At 75.5% G+C, this 18,407-nt stretch carries 17 protein-coding genes and 1 pseudogene; 8 read left to right on the top strand and 10 right to left on the bottom strand.

The features are described from left to right. The first annotated feature begins 296 nt into the window (after positions 1-296). Positions 297-860: a cysteine dioxygenase family protein gene (locus DDW44_RS26540; RefSeq protein ID WP_017944355.1), complete on the top strand. Its 564-nt coding sequence runs from the start codon at positions 297-299 to the stop codon at positions 858-860. Then, the gene (locus tag DDW44_RS26535) at positions 857-1,903 is read left to right on the top strand and encodes a YeiH family protein (RefSeq protein ID WP_108908013.1); all 1,047 of its coding nucleotides are present in this window, start codon (positions 857-859) and stop codon (positions 1,901-1,903) included. The genes DDW44_RS26540 and DDW44_RS26535 overlap by 4 nt, the downstream gene beginning before the upstream one ends. Before the next feature lie 84 nt (positions 1,904-1,987). Here the strand turns inward: DDW44_RS26535 and DDW44_RS26530 are convergent, their stop codons facing one another. Both DDW44_RS26530 and DDW44_RS26525 read right to left on the bottom strand, forming a co-directional pair. After that, entirely contained in the window at positions 1,988-2,917 is a 930-nt protein-coding gene (locus DDW44_RS26530) for a class I SAM-dependent methyltransferase (protein ID WP_108908012.1), read from the bottom strand. A 140-nt stretch (positions 2,918-3,057) separates the two neighbouring features. Then, on the bottom strand, positions 3,058-3,363 hold the full coding sequence (locus DDW44_RS26525; RefSeq protein WP_108908011.1) for a 4a-hydroxytetrahydrobiopterin dehydratase: 306 nt from the start codon (positions 3,361-3,363) through the stop codon (positions 3,058-3,060). A 48-nt stretch (positions 3,364-3,411) separates the two neighbouring features. Here DDW44_RS26525 and DDW44_RS33015 point away from each other — a divergent pair. After that, positions 3,412-3,536 (top strand): annotated as a pseudogene (locus DDW44_RS33015) (transcriptional regulator); the annotation flags it as partial. Positions 3,537-3,830: 294 nt separating this feature from the next. Here the strand turns inward: DDW44_RS33015 and DDW44_RS32205 are convergent. The 5 genes from DDW44_RS32205 to DDW44_RS26495 form a co-directional block, all read right to left on the bottom strand. Continuing rightward, positions 3,831-3,995: a hypothetical protein gene (locus DDW44_RS32205; protein ID WP_018888871.1), complete on the bottom strand. Its 165-nt coding sequence runs from the start codon at positions 3,993-3,995 to the stop codon at positions 3,831-3,833. 128 nt (positions 3,996-4,123) lie between these two features. After that, on the bottom strand, positions 4,124-4,468 hold the full coding sequence (locus DDW44_RS26510; protein WP_017944360.1) for a hypothetical protein: 345 nt from the start codon (positions 4,466-4,468) through the stop codon (positions 4,124-4,126). Positions 4,469-4,550: 82 nt separating this feature from the next. After that, positions 4,551-5,999 (bottom strand): amino acid permease, encoded by a 1,449-nt coding sequence (locus DDW44_RS26505; protein ID WP_108908010.1) that lies wholly within the window; start codon positions 5,997-5,999, stop codon positions 4,551-4,553. 66 nt (positions 6,000-6,065) lie between these two features. Beyond that, positions 6,066-8,234, bottom strand: a complete 2,169-nt coding sequence (locus DDW44_RS26500; protein ID WP_108908956.1) for a phage holin family protein — start codon at positions 8,232-8,234, stop codon at positions 6,066-6,068. A 271-nt stretch (positions 8,235-8,505) separates the two neighbouring features. Next, positions 8,506-8,922, bottom strand: a complete 417-nt coding sequence (locus DDW44_RS26495) for a recombinase family protein (RefSeq protein WP_018888868.1) — start codon at positions 8,920-8,922, stop codon at positions 8,506-8,508. A 181-nt stretch (positions 8,923-9,103) separates the two neighbouring features. On the opposite strand from DDW44_RS26495, the gene DDW44_RS26490 reads away from it, so the two are divergent. Then, a complete protein-coding gene (locus DDW44_RS26490) occupies positions 9,104-9,877 on the top strand; it encodes an MBL fold metallo-hydrolase (protein WP_108908009.1) in 774 nt (257 codons plus the stop codon). Continuing rightward, positions 9,874-10,512 (top strand): DedA family protein, encoded by a 639-nt coding sequence (locus DDW44_RS26485; RefSeq protein ID WP_017944365.1) that lies wholly within the window; start codon positions 9,874-9,876, stop codon positions 10,510-10,512. The genes DDW44_RS26490 and DDW44_RS26485 overlap by 4 nt, the downstream gene beginning before the upstream one ends. Here the strand turns inward: DDW44_RS26485 and DDW44_RS26480 are convergent. From DDW44_RS26480 to DDW44_RS26470, 3 genes are all read right to left on the bottom strand, one after another. Then, positions 10,492-11,475, bottom strand: coding sequence for an MBL fold metallo-hydrolase (locus DDW44_RS26480; RefSeq protein WP_108908955.1), 984 nt, complete (start codon positions 11,473-11,475; stop codon positions 10,492-10,494). The genes DDW44_RS26485 and DDW44_RS26480 overlap by 21 nt on opposite strands. A 484-nt stretch (positions 11,476-11,959) precedes the next feature. Further along, positions 11,960-13,177: an aminotransferase class I/II-fold pyridoxal phosphate-dependent enzyme gene (locus DDW44_RS26475; protein WP_108908008.1), complete on the bottom strand. Its 1,218-nt coding sequence runs from the start codon at positions 13,175-13,177 to the stop codon at positions 11,960-11,962. Positions 13,178-13,723: 546 nt separating this feature from the next. Then, entirely contained in the window at positions 13,724-14,296 is a 573-nt protein-coding gene (locus DDW44_RS26470) for a TIGR03086 family metal-binding protein (protein WP_108908007.1), read from the bottom strand. 298 nt (positions 14,297-14,594) lie between these two features. On the opposite strand from DDW44_RS26470, the gene DDW44_RS26465 reads away from it, so the two are divergent. From DDW44_RS26465 to DDW44_RS26455, 3 genes are all read left to right on the top strand, one after another. Then, positions 14,595-16,226 (top strand): bifunctional phosphatase PAP2/diacylglycerol kinase family protein, encoded by a 1,632-nt coding sequence (locus DDW44_RS26465; protein WP_108908006.1) that lies wholly within the window; start codon positions 14,595-14,597, stop codon positions 16,224-16,226. Positions 16,227-16,391: 165 nt separating this feature from the next. Continuing rightward, on the top strand, positions 16,392-17,204 hold the full coding sequence (locus DDW44_RS26460) for a class I SAM-dependent methyltransferase (protein ID WP_108908005.1): 813 nt from the start codon (positions 16,392-16,394) through the stop codon (positions 17,202-17,204). A 383-nt stretch (positions 17,205-17,587) separates the two neighbouring features. Then, complete coding sequence (locus tag DDW44_RS26455) at positions 17,588-17,977, top strand: VOC family protein (RefSeq protein ID WP_108908004.1); 390 nt, start codon at positions 17,588-17,590, stop codon at positions 17,975-17,977. Positions 17,978-18,407 lie beyond the last annotated feature (430 nt).

Here is an 18,407-nt window from a genome sequence, read left to right as displayed (position 1 = left end):
GCTTCGCGCGGCACCCCACCACTGCCGCCGAACGCCCCCGCTGCCGCCGGATCTCCTCGCACGAAGCCGGGCTTCCCCGCGCGCCGCCGGACTTCCTCGCGTGCCGCCGGACCTCCCGCGAGCCGCCGTACTCCCTCGCACGCGGCCGGATCTCACCGCACGCCGCCGGACATCCTGGCGCGCCGCCGGATCCCCCGTACACCGCCGGAGCCTTCTCCCCATCCATAAGCGACCGTTGAGGACCCCTCAAGCGATCGTGCCTGGACGCCCCGGGACGACGGGCGGACGCTGCGGAGATGACGACTGCGAACACGGCCACCGCCGCGCCCCCCGCGACCGTCCGGCTCCGCTCCCTGGTGGCGGAGATCCGGGAGACCGTGAACCGCGGCCTGCCTCCCGAGCCCACGGCGTACATGGTGGCGGAGAGGCTCCTGCCGCACCTGGGCCAACCCGATCTGCTCACCGCCGCGCAGTGCGAGGGCGACCCCGCGTGCTACCGCCAGCACGTCCTGCACGCCGAGCACGACGGCAGCTTCTCCGTGGTGGCCCTGGTCTGGCTGCCCGGCCAGTGCACCCCCGTGCACGACCACGTGTCGTGGTGCGTGACGGGCGTGGACCGGGGAGAGGAGCACGAGCGGCGCTACCGGCTGGTGCCGCACGGTGGGACCTCACGGCTCGTCGCCACGGGCGACGTGGTGAACCCGGCGGGGACCGTCGCCGCCTTCGCCCCGCCCGGCGACATCCATCTGGTACGCAACGCGGGGACCGGTACGGCCGTGTCCCTGCACGTGTACGGCGCCGACATCGCCCGCCTCGGCACCAGCATCCGGCGCGTCTACGACCTGCCCGCCGACCGGTGACGGCCCTCACGGGCCCCCGGGCCCGGCGCGTCACCGCCCGGAAGCCGCCGGCTGGACGAGCCGGGGCCGTGCCGGGGCTGGCGCTCGCCGCGGCCGGGGTGTCCGCGGCCTGGCTGGCACACCGTGCCGTGCCCGGCCTTCCGATGCTCACCGCGGCCGTCGTCCTGGGCGTCGCCGCCGCACACACCCCGTGGCTGGCCGCGCGGGTACGGGGCAGCTGCCGCGGCGGCCTGACCCTGGCCGCGAGGCGCCTGATGCGCGCCGGGATCGTGCTGCTCGGGCTCAAGCTGAGCCTCGCGGACGTGCTGGGGCTGGGGTGGGCGACGGTCGTGATGGTGCTGGCCGTGGTCGCGGCCACCTTCGGCGGCACCTGGTGGCTCGGGCGGAGGCTGGGGCTGCCTGGTGACCAGCCGCTGCTGATCGCCGCGGGCTACTCCATCTGCGGGGCCTCCGCCATCGGGGCCGTGGGCTCGGTGCACGACAGCGATGACGAGGACATGGTCACGTCCGTCGCGCTGGTGACGCTCTGCGGCACCCTCGCCATCGCCGTACTGCCCCTGCTGCACGGACCGCTGGGACTCACCGCCGCCGAGTTCGGGCGGTGGGTGGGCGCCGGCGTCCACGACGTGGGCCAGGTGGTGGCCACCGCCCAGACGGCCGGACCGGCGGCGCTGGGCGAGGCCGTCCTGGTGAAGCTCCTCCGGGTGGCGCTGCTGGCACCGCTGGTCGCCGTGCTCGTCGTCGCGGCCCGGCGCCGCGGCCGCCGCACCGCCGGGTCCGGACGGCCTCCGCTCGTCCCGCTGTTCGTCGTGGGCTTCCTCGCCCTGGTGGTCCTGCGCAGCACGGGGCTGCTCCCGCCGCAGGTCCTCGCCACGGCCGGTACTGCCCAGGAACTGCTGCTCGCGGCCGCGCTGTTCGGCCTGGGCAGCGCGGTCCATCTGCCGTCCCTGGCCCGCACCGGCCCGCGGGTGGCCCTGCTCGGGCTGACCTCCTGGGTGCTGATCGCGACGGCGGCGTACGCCGGGGTGCGGCTGACGGGCTGACCCCCGGGGAGACGCCGGGCTCGCCGCCGGCCGGACCGTACGCTACCCGCGCCCGACCGCCCGCTGCCCGTGCCGAGCCGTCCACTACCCGCGCCGGGCCGTGTGCACCGTGCGGGCCGCGAGCATGAAGCAGTCCGGCCGGCGCATCAGGCCCTCCTCGTCGTCCGGGTCCAGCAGCCGGTCGAGTACGGCGGCGTCGTCCGCGTCGAGCCGTCCCTCCAGGGACCTGCGCTGCCAGGAGAGGCCGGAGACCAGACCCTCGCGCACGGCGTCGGTGACCGGTGCGGGCAGGTCGAGAAGGAAGGAACGGGTGAGGGTCGGGGTGAGTCCGGCGGCGGCGAGCAGGGCGCGCCAGTTCTCCACCTCCGGCTTCGCACCGGGGAGGACCGCGCGCATGTCGGCGAACCATCCGGCCGTGGCGGCTTCGAGCCGGCTCTCCAGGCCGGGCCGTCCGATGCCGATGTCGCGCGGCAGATGGCGTGCCGGCAGTCCGCCCTCGAGGAGGGCGAGCAGCCCGCCGGGGCGGAGCAGCCCGGCGAGTCCGGTGAGGGCGGCACGCTGGTCTCCCACATGGTGCAGGGAGCCGCTCGCCCACACCAGGTCCGCCGGGCCCAGCTCGGCGATTCCGTCGGGCAGTTCGGCGACATGGGTGCTGAACCGGTCGGCGATTCCGGCGCGGTCGGCGCGGGCCCGGGCGAGCTCCAGCAGGCCGGGGGTGGCGTCGACGGCGACGACCTCGGCCTGCGGGAAGACCTCGGCGAGCAGGCAGCTGACCGTTCCGGGGCCGCTGCCGACATCGAGGACGCGCCGCACGGATCCGTGCGGGAGTTGCTCCCGCACCCAGTGCGCGACCTGCTCGTACAGCGGGAGGTTGAGTGCGGCCTCGCGTTCGAGCAGCGCGGCGAACTCCTCCCAGTCGATGTGTGTCGTGTCGTGCCCGTGGTGCCCGTGGTGGCCGTGGTGGGCATGGTTGCCGGGGTCGCCGGCGGGGACGGTGTGCTCGTGAGGACTCATGGCGTCAGAGTGCGCGTGAAGGGTCCGAAACGGCGAGTCTTCTTGCCGTTCCGGCAAATCGGTGCGTGGCCCGGCCGAACCGGGTGTCACGGCCGGCATCCGCGGATCCGGCCGTGAGCCCGGTTCGTCGCGCAGCACGGTCAGCGCACGCCGTGGCCCGCCGCCACGGCCTCGACCCGATGGGCCAGCTCGAAGTCGTGTTCGGTGATCGCGCCACCCGCGGCGTGCGTGTTCACCGTGAGGTTGACCGTGTTGTACCCGAGGAGGAGATCGGAGTGGTGGTTCAGCTCCTCCTGGATGCGGGCGATGTGGACGACCAGCGCGGTGGCCGCGAAATGGCCGTCGAGCCGGTAGGTACGGGCGATCCGGTCGCCTTCCTGGGACCAGCCCGGCAGTTCGCGCAGCCGGTCCTCGATCTCCTTCTGCGACAGTGGCTCTGTGGGCATGGGCGAGCTCCCTCCGGATGGGTCTGCCTGTGACGTTACGGTGCCGTCTTGACAACTGTCGCGCCCGACACGGGAGTAGGGCCACTGCTGCGCGGCCGGCGGGAGCGGCGCGCGCTGAGCCGGCTGGAGCCGGCGCTGCGCGCGGGTCCTCGGCCCGTCACATCAGCTTCGTGGGCCGGTGGTGCGGGCGAGTCCGGCGAGCAGGGCCTGGGACACGGGGGGTCAGCCTCCGTCGAGGTCGAGTTCGAGGTCGAATTCGAGGTCGAATTCGAGGTCGAGGTCGAGGTCGTGGGCACGGGCCGGGGCCGGGGCCGGGTACCGGGCGGAGTGCGCCGCCCGGTGCCCGGTGCCCTCACGATGCCGGTGCGACCGCGGAGGGGGCGATTACCCCGGAGGTCATGACGGCGGGCGTCCCGCCGCGGCCGGGCACGGGGCGTACCCGCCCGGTGCGCGGCCGCCGCGGAGGGTCAGTGGGCGTCCTGCGCCCCGGTGTCGCCGCCGCGGGCATCGGCGGGCTCGGGAGGTTCGGGTTCTCGTGCGGCCGCTCCGGGGGCGTGGTGGTCGTCCGGTCCGGTGCGGACGACCTCGGCACGGATGAGGGCGTTCACGGCGGCGAGGGGGTCGATGGGCATGGCTGTCTCCTTGCGCTTGACGGGTGGGGGTCTCGCATGGGGGTGCGGGTCCGCATGGCGTGCGGGTCTGCATGGGGCGGACGTCCGCGCGGGGCGGGCACGACGAGATGCCGTCCCCGTACGGGTCCTCAGCAGCGCAGGACCACGGACCTCGTGGCCGGGGGCTGAGGTGGAGCGGCGGGCTCGGCGATCCCGCGGGGGCGGGGGCGGGGGTCTTCGCCGCCCGCCGTCCCGTCCTCGGCCGGTGCGCAGGCCCGTGCGGTCCGCCGCTCCGCACGGGCGGGCGGGGACTGTTCCGAGACCGAGGTGTCCGGCGGCGCCTCTCCCGCCGGTTCGGCGGGCGATGAGGCCGGTGGGCGATCCATGCCGGCCGGGTCGACGGCCGTGGCGCCCGCCCGGGTCCCGAGTACGGCGACGAGCGCCATCAGGACGGCGAGCACGACACGGTCGGCACAGCGCACGGGTCGGTTCACGGGCACAACCTCCTGGACATGCCAGCTGTGCCCGTGATCGGGCCCCGACGCGCCGTCGCCGCCCGGAATCCGCCCTATCGGGCTACGCCCGGTCGGCCGAATCCTCCGCCGTCGGCGCCGTACGGCGGTTCCGGGCGGACATCCACGCGTACACGAGCACCCCGGCGAACAGGAACAGCACCCCCTGGTAGACGGCGGCGTGACCGGAGCCCGCCACGAGCCACAGCGAGAACGCGGCGGCGACCGCAGTGAGGACCCCGTCGCGCACGAGCCGGGCCCGGCTGACGCGGTCCGCCCGGCCCGAGGCCAGGTGGTGGATCTGCGCCGCGGTCGACAGCAGGTAGGGCACCGTCGCGGTGAAGGTGGTGACCAGGACGAGGGTCTCGAACACCGCGCCGGAGCCCGCCGTGTAGTTGTAGACCGTCAGAAGCGAGGCCAGGACGACGGTGACGAGGACGCCCGCGGTGGGCACTCCGCGCCGCCTGCGGGCGAAGAACGCCGGGAAGAGGCCGTCCCGGGCGGCGGCGTACGGCGTCTGGGCGCTGAGCAGGGTCCAGCCGTTGAGCGCGCCGGCCATGGAGACGAGCGCCATGGCCGCCACCGCCGTGCCTCCCCAGGCGCCGCCGAACATGGCGTCGACGGCGTCGGAGAACGGCGCGGTGGATTCGGTGAGCTCGTCGTGGGCGACGGTGCCGAAGACCGCGAGGGTGCCGAGGAGGTAGACGACGGCGGCGGCCGCGGTGCCGAGTACGGTGGCGCGCCCGACGTTGCGGCGCGGGTCGCGGACCTCGCCGGCGCTGACCGCGGCGGACTCCACGCCGAGGTAGCTGAACAGCAGGATCGCGGCGGAGGCGGAGATCGCGCCGAGGGTGCCGGAGCCGCCGGCGTCGAACGGCCCGAGATTGTCCGCGTCGAAGAAGAACAGTCCGCCGACGGCGACGAGCAGCAGCGGCACGAACTTCAGGACGGTGGCGACGAGCTGCACGGCTCCGACGTAGCGGGTGCCGGCGAGATTGGCCAGGGCGGGCAGCCACTGGAGCAGCAGGGCCGCCGCCATGGCCGCCGGTTCGGAGCCGTCCAGCGGTACCAGGACGCCGAGGTAGCCGACGGCCGCCACGGCGAGCGCGGCGTTCGACACCCAGGCGGTGATCCAGTAGGACCAGGCGGCGAGGAATCCGGCGAAGTCCCCGAACGCCTCGCGGGCGTACACATAGGGTCCGCCGGTGCGCGGATGGCGTGCGGCCAGGCGGCCGAAGACCAGGGCGAGCGCGATCGCGCCCACGGTGAGGACCGCGAAGGCGACGAGGCTGACCGTGCCGAAGGGGGCGACCGCCGCGGGCAGCAGGAAGATGCCCCCGCCGATGATGTTGCCCATGACCAGGGCGGTGGCGACGGGGAGTCCGAAGCTCCGGGTGTGCCTGCCGCGCCCGGCCGCGCCTTCCCCGGCGCCCTGCCCGGCGGGCTCCCCCGCCGGCTCCCCGGTGGCGCTGGCGGTGGCGGTGGGTTCGGCCCGGGGAACTGTGGTGGTCATGCGGGTGGTGCGCCTTTCTCCGTGCAAACCCGGCCATGGTCGGTGACGGTTGCGCACCCCGCAAAATCAGTCCGCTTTGTCCGGCAGGTCGGGGCCCGTCACGGGAAAAGCTTCGCCCGGAGCACCCGGCTGCCGGGGATCCTCCACCTGATGCGGCGGTACCTGACGCAGCGGCACCTGCGGGCCGAAGGGCTCCCCGCGGCACTCGTCCAGCCAGCGCTGCAGCACCGTGTGCACCTGTTCGGCGCCCGTCGGCTCGCCACCGCCCGGGACGGGCTCCGACAGCTCGACCGGCGACAGCAGGAAGGCGTGGGACTGCTCTCCGCCGAGCCCGCCGTGCGAACCGATCTGCGCCTCGAAGGCGTGCACCCGGCCGGTATCCGGGTCGTACATCGAGTTGACCATGATGTCGGCGACGTGCGGGAACGAATCGGTGCGCCGGACGGCGTCGGCGGCACCCGGCCCGAACACCGCCAGCGGGCCCCGCCCGTCGAGGCCGGCCAGCGGCAGCTCCACGGTCCCGTCCCCGTCCCGGGCGACCACCACCGAGCCGTGCCGCTCGCTGCGCACCAGGAGGAAGCCGATGCCGGGGTGCCCGGCGAGGGTGTGCAGCAGCGCCGGGTGGCGGCGGTCGATCTCCTCGCGGCTGAGCCGTCCCGGGAGGTCCGGGAAGGAGATCAGCGCCAGGTTCCCCGAGGCGAGGACGATCGGCTCCGGGCCGGGCGAGGGCTGCTCCTCGGCCGGGTCCTCGCCGCCCCGCCGGTGCAGCGCGCCGAGCAGTGCGTGCCGGGCGGCGTCCCGGGCCTCCGCCCCGCTCCTGGTGCGTCCCGCGCGGCGGGAGACGGGCAGTCCGCACCCGGCGCGGACGAGGTCCTTCAGGGTCAGCCCGTAGGCGCCCTCGAAGGTCTCGCCGGGGCTCTGGCCGTGGTCGGACAGGAGCACGATCCGGTACGTGCGGGGCGCGTGCTCGGCGACCTTCGCCATCAGCGCGACGGCGCGGTCGATCCGTTCGAGGACCTTCGCGGCGTCGCGGCTGTGCGGTCCGGAGTGGTGGGCCACCTCGTCGTAGCCGACGAGGTCGGCGTAGACGGCGGTACGCCCGGCGAGCATGTCGCCCATCACGGCGGCGACCACCACGTCCCGTTCGACGACGGTCGCGAAGGCCCGGATCAAGGGGTACAGCCCGCCGCGGCGGGTGCGCGGACGGTCGCCGCGCACCCGTGAGCGGACGGACTGGCCGATCTCGCGGCCGACCTCCGCCACGAACGACACCGCGGTCCGGACGGCGTTGGCGGGATCGGAGAAGTAGGCGAAGTAGCCGGCCCTGGAGCGGTTGCCGCGGCCACGGCGGGCGGCCGCGGACAGGACCAGGGCGAGCTGCTCGGCGCCGCCGGTGAAGAGGTTCCCGCGGCTGGCCCCGTCGAGGCTGAGGAGCCCGGCGTCCCTGGTCCGCAGGGCGGCGCGGCGCTGGAGCTCCACGGCGCTGGCGGGCCGGTTGCTGACCATGATGCGGCCGGTGTCCTTCTCGTACCAGCGGAAGCCGGGCACGTCGTGGTTGGAGCCGTGCAGGATGCCGAGCTGGCTGGCGCCCGTCTGGCTGGACCAGTCGGTGCGCCAGCGGGTGAGACGGTGCGAGGTGTCGAGCCATCTCGCGACGGTCGGCATCAGCCCGTCCTTCACGGCCTGGACGAGCACGGCGTGCCCCACCCCGTCGAGTTGCAGGAACACCGTCCCCGGAGGCGCGTCGCCGTCCGCCGGCCGGCCGCGTCTGCGGCGCCGGCGGGTGGCCAGGCGGGACAGCCGCCGGCGGTAGGCGTTGTCGTCCCGGACGGCCAGCGCGGTGGAGGTGGCCGAGGCGACGGCGGACATCACGGCGGCGACCACCACCGCGGTCTCGGGCGCGGCGGCACCGCCCCCGTCGGGGATGAGCCTCAGGGCGAGCAGCAGCAGGGAGCCGTTCAGGAAGAACACCAGCAGGCCCAGCACCAGCGCGGGCACCAGCAGGAACGCGCGCACGACCAGGGGCCAGACCAGCGCGCTGAGCAGACCGAACGCGCCCGCTCCCCAGGCCGCGGTGACGGCGGTCCGGGTGATGCTCTCCCCGTTGTCCGAACGGAGCTGAAAGTCGGGCAGGATCCCGGCGAGTGCGAGCAGCGTCAGGGTGGACACCGCCCACACCACGACTACCCTCAGCAGCGCTCCCCCGGCGGACCTCCACCGCCACCCCTCGCCCACCCTCGGCAGGCCCACGCGCGTCACCTCTCTCGGCTCGCCTGCGTCCAGCGTGTCACGCGGACCGGCCGTCCGGTCTCCGGAGCCTCCCGGACCCCCCGCGGGGGGGGGTACCGGCCCGCGGCCCGGGGCCGCCCGTCGCGACCGCCCTGTCGCGACCGCGGGGCGGGCCGGGGCCGGTGAGCGGGCGCCCGGGGGCCGGAGGCCGGTGAGCGGAGGCCGGTGAGCGGACTGCGGGCGGGCCCGCGCGCACCGGCCCCCGCTCGACCCGCGGTCAGCAGCCGTTGTAGCCCGCGGTCGGCATCGAGAGCCGCCGGTGCACGCTCGCCTTCATGGCGGCGTCGTACGCGGGCTCGTCCAGACCGGCCGTCGCCAGCCGGACACCGCGGCGCTCGCACTCGGCGGAGAACTCGCGGACGGAGGTCAGCGCACGCGCCAGCACGCGCTCGTTCGGGGCGACGAAGAGATCGACCAGGCCCGCCTCGACATCGGCCCACAGGACGCAGTGGTCGGGGCGCAGTCCGTAGAACAGCAGCTCGCGGGCGACCACGTAGCCCCGGTCCGCCGCCCAGCGGGCGCACATCGCGTGCTGGCTGCGCGTGTCGACGAGGAAGGGGTCGCTGTCGAGCTCCTCCAGCGGCGTCAGGCTCGCGATGGCCGCCACCCGCACACCGTCCCCGGCGCCTGTCATGGACCGTCCCCCCGCGTCGGCTGTCGTGGCCCGACCCTACTCGGGCGCGGACCGCGCGGGGGAGGCGCACTTCGGGGCGCTCGGGAGACCACCGGCACCCGAGCGCCTACGCTCGTACCGACACGGCGGCCTGACCGGCCGTGGTCCGGGCGGAGCCGGGTCGCCGGCGAGGAGGCGCTGCGTGGCGGTCGAGGTCACCTGGTGGGGTCATGCCACCTGCACGGTCGAGGACTCGGGGGTCCGGGTGCTCACCGACCCGCTGTTCGCCGGCCGGCTCGCGCACCTGCGCCGCAGGCGGGGTGAACTGCCGCCGCCCGCGGCCGCCGTCGCCGACGCCGTGGTCGTCTCCCATCTGCACTCCGACCATCTGCATCTGCCCTCCCTCGCCCGGCTCGCCCCCGGCACCCGGCTGATCGTGCCCCGGGGCGCCCTCCGGGCGGTCCCCGGGCTGCGCAGGCTGACCGGGCTGCGGATCGTGGAGGTGGCACCGGGTGACGAGGTGGCGGTGGCGGACGTGCGCGTACGGGCCGTCCCGGCGGCGCACGACGGGCGGCGGCTGCCGGTGGGGCCGCACCGCTCCCCCGCGCTGGGCTTCGTCGTCCACGGCGGCGCGCGCACCTACTTCGCCGGGGACACCGGGCTGTTCGACGGCATGGCGGCCGCGGTCGGTCCGGTCGACGTGGCGCTGCTGCCGGTCGGCGGCTGGGGGCCGTTCCTGGGGCACGGCCATCTCGACCCGGACCGCGCGGCCCGTGCTCTCGAGGCGCTCGGGCCCCGCTCGGCGGTGCCGGTGCACTACGGCACGTACTGGCCGATCGGGATGGACGCGGTCAGGCCGCACGAGTTCCACTCGCCGGGCGACGAGTTCGTGCGCAAGGCGGCCCGCCGGGCGCCGAAGGTGGCGGTGCACCGGCTGGTCCACGGCCAGAGCGTGCGGCCGGAGGTCTTCCGGTGAGGCTCCAGGACGTGGTCGGTCAGCTCCCGCCGGAGTCGACCCAGCAGGCCGTCGGCTATCCGACGCTGTTCCTGCTGGTGGCGCTGGGCGCGCTGGTACCGGTGGTGCCGACGGGCGCGCTGGTGAGCACGGCGGCGGTGGTGGCGCTCCATCAGACGGCGCCGTTCGCCGTGCTCCTCGTGTTCGTGGTGGCCGCGACCGCCGCGTTCCTCGGTGACATCACGCTGTACTGGCTCGGCAGGCGTGGCGTCGGGTCGAGGAACGGCTCGAGGCGGCTGGAGGCGCTGCGGGCCCGCGCGGACCCGGAACGGCTGGCGCGGGCACAGCGCAGACTCGCCGACCACAGCGGGACCGTGCTCGTACTGTCCCGGCTGGTACCGGCCGGACGGATTCCGGTGATGCTCGCGTGCCTGATGGCGCGGATGCCGCTGGCGCGCTTCGCGCGCGGCGACGCGCCCGCGTGCCTGGCGTGGGCCGCCGCGTACGGGGCGATCGGGATCCTCGGCGGCTCGCTGTTCGACGAGCCCTGGCAGGGGGTGCTGGCGGCCGTGGGGCTGACGCTGGTGCTGAGCGGAGTGCCCGCGCTGTGGCGCAGACTCCGCCGGGGGCGGCCGTCAGGCGGTGAGCACGCGTGAGCCGCCGACCGGCAGGTCCCACAGGCGGTCACGCGGCAGGCCCGTCTGCTCCCAGGCGGCCAGCAGCCGGCGGATGGGCTCCATCACCGGCTCGGACGACAGCACGAAGGTGGCCCAGTGCATCGGGGCCAGGTTCCTGGCGCCCACGTCCTGGAACGCCTGCACCGCCTCCTCCGGGTCGGTGTGCACCGAACTGAGCCACCAGCGGGGTGCGTACGCGCCGATCGGCAGCAGCGCCAGGTCGATGTCCGGGTGGCGCCGGCCGATCTCCTTGAACCAGTGGCCGTAGCCGGTGTCCCCCGAGAAGTACACCTGGCGGCCGCGCTGATCGGTGAGGATCCAGCCGCCCCACAGCGAGCGGCAGGTGTCGGTGAGGGTCCGCTTGGACCAGTGGTGCGCGGGCACGAACTCGAACCGCACCGAGCCGACCCCGCTGCCGGCGGGCAGTTCCGCCGTCTCCCACCAGTCGAGTTCGGTCACCCGGGTGAAGCGCCGGCGCCGGAACCAGCCGCCGAGCCCCGCGGGCACGAACATCGGGGTGCGCCGGGGCAGCCGGGCGATGGTGGGCGCGTCCAGGTGGTCGTAGTGGTTGTGGCTGATGACGACGGCGTCGACGGGCGGCAGGTCCTCCCAGCGGACGCCCACCGGAGTGAGCCGGGCGGGTGTGCCCAGGATCCTGCGGGACCAGACGGGGTCGGTGAGCACCGTGAGCTCGCCGATCGCGACGACCCAGCTCGCGTGGCCCGCCCAGGTCACGGCGACGGTGCCCGGTTCCGCGTCCGGCAGCGTCCCCGGGGCGAAGGGCAGCCGGGGGACGTCCCTGAGCCCGGCGGCCGCGGGCCGGAGCGCGCCCTCCCGCGCCAGCCGCGCCATCGCCCGTACACCGGGCAGCGGCGCGGTGAGCCGGTCGGCGAAGGACCGCGGCCACCGCCGGGTGAGCCCCAGCGGCCGCAGCCCGGTCACCGCCGCGGGGCCCGCCGGCCTCGCGGCGGCGCGGTCCCGGCGTCCGCACGGCCGCGCGGGTGCGGTGGCGGCGCCGGCGTGCCCGGGCGGTCCCCGGGGGGCTCCTCCGGACGCCTCGCCGCCGTCCGCCCCGCCGTCCGGCGGGGACGGCTCCGGCGGGGACGGCTCCGGCGACACGGCTCCGGCGGACACGGCTCCGGCGGGAACGGCTCGAACCGGGCCGGATCCACCGGGACCTGATCCACCGGGGCCGCCCGGTGGGGCGCCGTCCGTCGCGCCGGGGCGGTGCGGCGCGGACCGGTCTGCCGGGGTCGGGGCCGGAGTCGGGGCGTGGGTGATGGCCGGGGCCATGGCCGGGGCCTCTCCCGTGGTGCGGCGGGTGGGGGCCGCCGGGGAGGCGGGAGGCGGCTGGTCCGTCTGTTCCGTCATCTGCGGCTCCGTTCATCGCGGTGGGGGCTCGCGGGCCGGGGTCTCCGGGGCCTGGTCATCGCAGTTCCCGGAAGGCCGATCCGAGGGAGTTCAGCGCCTTGGCGACATGCGGCAGGGCGAGCGGGGCGTCGGACTCGAGGGCTTCGAGGCGCTCCTCCGGGCTCGCGCCCAGGAAGGGGCCGGTGTCGATACGGACGCGCAGGGCGCCCAGTTCGTCGCCGAAACGGTGGCCGCCGGGGACCGGCGTGCCCAGGCGCTCGCTGAGGTAGTCCTCCAGCTCCATCGAATCGGTGACGCCGAGACCGGCGAGCCGGGCGCGCAACGGTCCCAGGTCGGCGTAGAGATGACGGCCCGCCTGGGCCGGACCCGCGAGGCAACCGGAGGTGAGGATCAGGGAGCGGACCGCCTGCGCGACCGCCGCGTGCAGGGCGTTCGCCCGGCCGCGCCGGGCGGCGACCGGGCCCGGCTCGTCCAGGGCGTGCGCCGCGGCCGCGGCCACCGGGCCGGCGACGAAACCCCCGAGGGCGGTGAGGATGTCGAGCACCCGGGCCCGGCGGCCGGCGCCGGGCCCCGTGGTCGGGAACCGGGCCGCGGCGACCGGCCATGCGGCCGGCAGCAGGGCGCCGGACAGATCGCTGATGACGGTCACCTCGTCCGGGCACATCTCGGCGGGGCTGAGCAGGGGGCGGTCGAGCGGCTCGTGCACCGTGTCGCGCCACGTCTCGTCGCTGACGATGTGCAGCCCCTCGCCGACCGCCGCCTCGCAGGCCTCCCGGACGAGTTCGGGAGGAGCGACGGTGGCGGTGGGGTCGTCCGCGACCGACAGCAGCATGACGTGCGGACTGCCGCCCTCCGCCCGGATCCGTCGCACGGTCTCCAGCAGGGCGTACGGATCGGGGACACCGCCGCTCTCGGCGGAGGTGGGCACATGGAACGCGGGCCTGCCGAGGAGCCGGGCCTGCGGTGTCCACCACGCGGGGCAGGGCCGCGGCATGAGGACGTCACCTCCGTGCGCGGCGAGCAGCGCGAGCAGCAGCGGCTGGGCTCCGGGTGCGGCGGCGACGTCCTCGGGGTGGCTGCGCAGTCCGCGCCGCCACCAGTAGCCGGCGGCGGCCTCGCGCAGTATCGGTCCCCCTCCCGGCGGTTCGGGGGAGGTGCGCCCGGCGGCGGACGCGAGCACGTCGGCGAGTTCGGGCAGCACGGGCAGACCGGGGTCCGGTGCGGGCGGGCCGTAGCGGACCGGGCCGTGGCCTTCCGGCTCGGACTGCCGCATGCGCCCACCTCCCGTACTCCCGGGCCGGCGAACCCGGTCCGGCCCACGAGGCCTTTATACGGAGGTTCGGGCCCGCCCGCCGCTCCGGGCGGGCCGTTCGGCAGTCCCCGGGGCACCGCGGAACGCGGCCGAGGCCGTGGCCCGGCCGTCGCAGGGGCCTGGCTGTCGGCCGCCCCGTGGCCGTCGCCGTCGCCGTGGCCGTGGCCGTCGCCGTGACCGTCGTTCACGGCGTCGGCGGGTGGCCCGCCCGGACCGCGTCACCTGTCGAACGGATGACCTGGGGGGTGGTGGCACCGGGCCCGAGGGGTGCCGTCGGGCCGGCGGCACGGGTCCTGGCCTCGGTGCCTTCGGGGAGCCGCCCGCCACGCCCCGCCGTCGCGACCCGGGGTGGCACGGGGTGGCACGGGGTGTCCCGACGCGGTGACCGGGCGTACGGCTCCGCTTCCGTAGCGGCTTCCGTACCGGCGCGGCGGGAAGCGGTACAGCGGTTCAGGGGTTCAGCGGTTTCGGGGGTTCAGGGCTTCAGCAGTACAGCGGTGCAGCGGTTCAGGGGCGCCGCCCCAGCAGGCAGAGCAGCCGTGTCTGCGGGTCCGCGCCCTCCGGCGGTTCCACCGGGGGTGCGAACAGACCGCTCCCGGAGAGCTCGGCGGCGTACGGCTCCACTTCCCCGGCGGCGAACTCGACGAGTTCGCCCGGAAGGGTGTCGTCGGCGCCGATCGCCCGTGAGAGGTCCCACGCGTGCACGATCATGTCGGTCGTCATCTGCGAGCAGTAGGCGGCCGCGGTGCTCTCGCCGTACGACAGCCCGACGGCGCGGTCCAGGGCACCCGGTTCGTGGAAGGCCGCCTTGGCGCCGGAGGCGGCCCGGTCCCAGCTGACGGCCGGGTGCCCGCCCAGCACGTCGCCGTCGTAGGAGTCCCCGACGTCGGCGACCGAACGGCCCTCCCCCACCAGGGCCGGCACCCAAAGCTGCTCGGCGGTCACATGGTTGACCAGATCCCGGACGGACCATCCGGTGCAGGGTGTCGGCGCCTCCCACTGCTCCGGGCGGACGGCGTGCACCCGGTCCGTGAAGAGCGCCAGGGCCTCGGCATGCCGTTCCAGCAGGCGACTGTCCATGGGGTCCACTGTGCTCCGGCCGTCCGGCGATGCCAACTCGCGAGCGCACCCGCGCCGCCGGCCCGCCGCGGCAGGGCCACGGACCGTGACGGCCCGCCGGTGCGCTCCCGGGAGGACCGGCGCGCTCACAGTGGAACCGGTGCACCGCCGGGATGGATGGGCGGCAGGTCCGTGGCCGTGGCCGTGGCAGGACCGGGCCCAACCGGCCCGGCCCAACCGGCCCGGCACGTTCCGCGCGGCGGGGTGGCAAGTGCGCGGGGCCCGCTTGGATCGCGAGGACCCGGGGTAACCGCGTTCCATGCCGGCCTTCCATCGAGACAGCGCGACGCGCTCCGCCGCGCAGCTGCTCCCGCAGTCCTTCACCCGCGCCGCGGCCCGCCTCGTGACGGCCCCCGAGGGGCTGTCGCCGCGCTCGCCGCGCGCCAGGCGGATCGCCTCGACCCTCACGGGGTGGGACCGCGGGGTCCTCCACGCGGTCGCGACCCGTCACTGGCCGGGCGCCGACCCCGTGCTGCCCAGGCTCAGCAGGGCCGCCGACCACGGCCTTCTGTGGTTCGGCACGGCCGCCGGAATGGCCGTCTTCGGCCGCGGCGCACGGTCGCGGAGGGCCGCCGTCCGAGGTGTGGCCTCGCTGGCGCTCGCCTCGGCGACGATCAACACCGTGGCCAAGCGTTCGGTGCGCAGGGCTCGCCCGGTAATCGACGCCGTGCCGCTCGTCCGGCAACTCAAGCGGCAGCCGTTCACCACGTCCTTCCCCTCGGGCCACTCGGCGTCGGCGGCGGCCTTCGCCGCGGGCGTGGCGATGGAGTCGAAGGGCTGGGGTGCGGTGGTGGCCCCGGTCGCGGCCGCGGTCGCGCTGTCGCGCGTGTACACCGGGGTCCACTACCCGAGCGATGTGCTCGTGGGAGCGGCTCTCGGGGTCGGCGCGGCGTTCGCGGTGCGCGGGCTGGTGCCCACCCGTGACCAACTGCCGCCGGCCGGGCGGCCGCACACCCAGGCACCCCCGCTGACGGCGGGCAAGGACCTGGTCGTGGTCGTCAACCGCTCCTCCGGTGCGGGCAACGGCCCCCTCGGTGCGCTCGCGCCCGGGGACGACGCCACGGCGCTGGTACGCGACGCGCTGCCGCTGGCGCGGATCGTCGAGTGCGCGCCGCAGGAGATCGCGAGCGCCCTGGAGGAGGCGGCCACGAGCGGCTGCCGGGCCCTCGGCGTGCTCGGCGGCGACGGCACGGTCAACCTCGCCGCGACCACCGCGGTCCGGCACGGGCTCCCGCTCGCCGTGTTCCCCGGGGGGACCCTGAACCACTTCGCGTACGACCTGGGCCTGGAGACGGTCCACGACACCTGCCGGGCACTGGCGTCGGGCGATGCCGTACGGGTCGACCTGGGCCGGTTCACGCCGGGCCCGGGCGGTGCGCCCGAGGGCCACTTCGTCAACACCTTCTCCCTCGGCGTGTACCCGGAGATGGTGCGTATCCGGGAACGGTGGTCGCCGCGGATCGGCGGCTGGCCCGCCGGAGTGCTGGCCGCGCTGCGGACCCTGCGCGGGGAGCACCCGCTGGAGGCCGAGATCGCCGGGCGCAGGAGGCCGCTCTGGCTGCTGTTCGCCGGGAACGGCAGCTACCAGCGCCTCGGCCCCACTCCCGGACGGCGCTACGACCTCGCCGACGGACTGCTCGACGTCCGCGTGGTGCACGGCGGCCGCTTTCCGGGCGTGCGGCTGCTCGCCGCGGCCCTCTCGGGTCCACTGAGCCGGTCCGCGTTCCATGCGGCCGGCCGGCTGCGCAAACTGCGCGTCTCCGGCCTGGCTCCGGGCTCACTGCTCGCGTACGACGGGGAGATCGCGCAGGCGCCGAAGGACCTGACGGTGGACAAGCTCTCGGAGGCACTGGTCGTCTACCGCCCGTCGCCGACCGCACCGCTGCTCTGAGAGGTCCCGAGGGTCCGCGGTTCGCCCCGGTACGGGCACACACGCCCGGTCCGGGGCACCGGCTCCTCGACCTCCACACCTGTCCGTATGACAAGACACTGGTCTCGAAATATGGAGCACCGGGAGTACGGTGGCCGCACCACGTCTCGAGAGGAGTGCGGCCGCATGACGAGGAAGACCGCCGTCTACACCCACGGCCACCACGAGTCGGTGCTGCGCTCGCACCGCTGGCGCACGGCCGCCAACTCCGCCGCCCACCTGGTGCCCGAACTGCGGCCGGGGGCGGACGTCCTGGACGTCGGATGCGGTCCCGGCACGATCACCGCCGATCTGGCGTCCCTCATCCCCGGCGGCACGGTCACGGCCGTCGACGCCGCCGCGGACGTCCTGGAGGAGGCACGGCAGGCGGTGGCAGCCCGCGGGCTGGGCAATGTCCGCTTCGCGGTCGCCGACGTCCACGCACTGGACTTCCCCGACGACTCCTTCGACGTCGTCCACGCCCACCAGGTGCTACAGCACGTCGGCGACCCCGTGACGGCGCTCCGCGAGATGCGGCGGGTGTGCCGGCCCGGTGGCGTCGTCGCCGTCCGCGACAGCGACTACGGCGCCTTCGCCTGGTTCCCCGAAGTCCCGGGGCTGGATGCCTGGCTGGACCTCTACCGCCGCGTGGCCCGGGCGAACGGCGGCGAACCGGACGCCGGCCGCAGGCTGTACGCGTGGGCACGCGCCGCGGGCTTCAGCGACATCACGGCGACCGCCTCCGCCTGGTGTTTCACGACTCCGGACGAACGCGCCTGGTGGAGCGGGCTGTGGGCGGACCGTACGACGGCCTCGGCCTACGCCGCCCTCGCCCTCGAGGGCGGCCACACCCGCCCGGACGAACTCGACGGCATCGCCGCGGCCTGGCGCGCCTGGGGGCACGAGGAGGACGGCTGGTTCATGGTCCCGCACGGCGAACTGCTCTGCCGGGTGCCCTGACGCGTACTCGGTCACCGACATCGGCCAGGTTGCCGACGGGACCGACGGGTCGACGTGGACGTGCGCCGGGAGCGACGGGGCCGACGGGGCCGGCGTGGACGTGCACCAGGGCCGACGCGGCCGGCGTGGACGTGCGCCGGAGCCGAAGGGGCCGAAGGGCCGAAGGGGCCGACGTGGACATGTGCCAGGACCGCCCGCCCGGGTGAGGAGCACCTCGGCGCGGGCGTCGGGCTTCGCCATGCGGCCCTTCGCCCCCGGCGGGCCCCGTCCGCGCTCGCCGCGCACTCACGCGCCGCCCGTGCCTCACGGGCCCGGCGGCGACCACGACCGGGCCGCGACGGAACCGATCTCGCGGTTCCGCGCCGCCAACTACCCTCGCCGGTATGGAGATCCTCGGAACCACGCTGCGTATCTGCGTCGACGACATCGAGGCCGCGTCCGGCTTCTACGAACGCCTCACCGGCACGCGTGCGCTCCGCTTCGAGCGCGGCGGAGTATCGGTGGCGGCTGTGGGCTGCTTCCTGCTGATGAGCGGGCCCGAGGCCGAGTTGGAGATCCTCCGCAAGGTCTCCGCGACCATCGCGGTCGAGGACGTGGACACGGCGTTCGCGACGCTCACCGAGGTCGGCGCCACGGTGGTGGCGGGGCCGGTGCCGACGCCGGCGGGCCGCAATCTCATCGCGGTGCACCCGGACGGTTCGGTGTTCGAGTACGTCGACCGGAAGGCCGCCGTCAGCAACTCCCCGGGCACCCCGGGTACGGCGGGCCGCTGAGGGCCGGTCGGGGTTCCGCGGACCGGAATGCGCGTGCCACCGGCGCCCGGCGGCACGGACACGGACACGGACACGGACAGGGACACGGACACGGACACGGACACGGCACCAGCGCGAGCACGAGTGCGGCAGGAGAATCGTCCGGATGCATCACCCTAATGGCTGGTTTAGGGTGAGATCGATTGTGCTCGTGAGCATCCGAGCCGCGCCTGGGCCCACCGGAAGAGCCGGGGCAGGCCGTGTGCTCGGGCAGTGCACCCCGGCGCCGCGCCGAGGGTGCCCGCACTCCGCCGGCCCGGCCCGTCGTGAGCCGCTCGGCCCGGGAGCCTTGCCACCCGAGGAGCCGTCCTGGCGGCGTGCCGCGAGCGGAGGCCCAGCAGCCGAATACGGAGGTACCGCATGTCATGGCCGATACGCACCCGCACGGGCA

The organism is Streptomyces tirandamycinicus (assembly GCF_003097515.1).
Lineage (GTDB): Bacteria > Actinomycetota > Actinomycetes > Streptomycetales > Streptomycetaceae > Streptomyces > Streptomyces tirandamycinicus.
The sequence above is the reverse complement of the archived record's forward strand: the minus strand, read 5'-3'. Positions and strand labels throughout refer to the sequence as shown.

Excerpts from the sequence above, each read along its gene's own strand:
- DDW44_RS26540 (WP_017944355.1), top strand. The coding sequence starts at position 297 with ATGACGACTGCGAACACGGCCACCGCCGCGCCCCCCGCGACCGTCCGG.
- DDW44_RS26530 (WP_108908012.1), bottom strand. The coding sequence starts at position 2,917 with ATGAGTCCTCACGAGCACACCGTCCCCGCCGGCGACCCCGGCAACCAT.
- DDW44_RS26525 (WP_108908011.1), bottom strand. The coding sequence starts at position 3,363 with ATGCCCACAGAGCCACTGTCGCAGAAGGAGATCGAGGACCGGCTGCGC.
- DDW44_RS32205 (WP_018888871.1), bottom strand. The coding sequence starts at position 3,995 with ATGCCCATCGACCCCCTCGCCGCCGTGAACGCCCTCATCCGTGCCGAG.
- DDW44_RS26505 (WP_108908010.1), bottom strand. The coding sequence starts at position 5,999 with ATGACCACCACAGTTCCCCGGGCCGAACCCACCGCCACCGCCAGCGCC.
- DDW44_RS26495 (WP_018888868.1), bottom strand. The coding sequence starts at position 8,922 with ATGACAGGCGCCGGGGACGGTGTGCGGGTGGCGGCCATCGCGAGCCTG.
- DDW44_RS26475 (WP_108908008.1), bottom strand. The coding sequence starts at position 13,177 with ATGCGGCAGTCCGAGCCGGAAGGCCACGGCCCGGTCCGCTACGGCCCG.
- DDW44_RS26470 (WP_108908007.1), bottom strand. The coding sequence starts at position 14,296 with ATGGACAGTCGCCTGCTGGAACGGCATGCCGAGGCCCTGGCGCTCTTC.
- DDW44_RS26465 (WP_108908006.1), top strand. The coding sequence starts at position 14,595 with ATGCCGGCCTTCCATCGAGACAGCGCGACGCGCTCCGCCGCGCAGCTG.
- DDW44_RS26460 (WP_108908005.1), top strand. The coding sequence starts at position 16,392 with ATGACGAGGAAGACCGCCGTCTACACCCACGGCCACCACGAGTCGGTG.
- DDW44_RS26455 (WP_108908004.1), top strand. The coding sequence starts at position 17,588 with ATGGAGATCCTCGGAACCACGCTGCGTATCTGCGTCGACGACATCGAG.